We start from the raw sequence: 368 nt of genomic DNA on the forward strand, positions 1-368 counted from the left end.
GTGTTGGTGTTGGCGGATTCGGCGACGTATACCTCGCGTCGAATTCGGAGACAGAAAATGCTGTGGCGAAGTTTGTGAAGAAAGACCCGGGAGCTACCCGGGAAATGCTTATTGGGGAGTTGTTGGGAGCGACGGCGTACAGAAACGTTGTTCCGATTTTGGACTCTGGCGAACACGACGACTTCTGGGTGCTCGTTATGCCGCGGGCTGAGATGTCGCTCGCCCAGCGTCTCGAGCAGGGCGGCCCCGTGGAGCTCGGGGAATGCGTGCAAATCCTGACGGACGTGGCAGAGGCTTTGGCCAGCATTGAGGACAAAATTGTACACAGAGACTTGAAGCCAGGAAACGTATTGCTGCTGGAAGGAAAG

General features: G+C 56.2%; 1 protein-coding gene. It reads left to right on the plus strand.

From position 1 onward, the window contains the following. Window positions 1–368 (plus strand): protein kinase domain-containing protein (locus AC1DKR_RS21440; RefSeq protein WP_478035241.1); only part of this gene is annotated, 368 nt, incomplete at both ends.

Source organism: Stenotrophomonas sp. 01N47, from assembly GCF_056399165.1.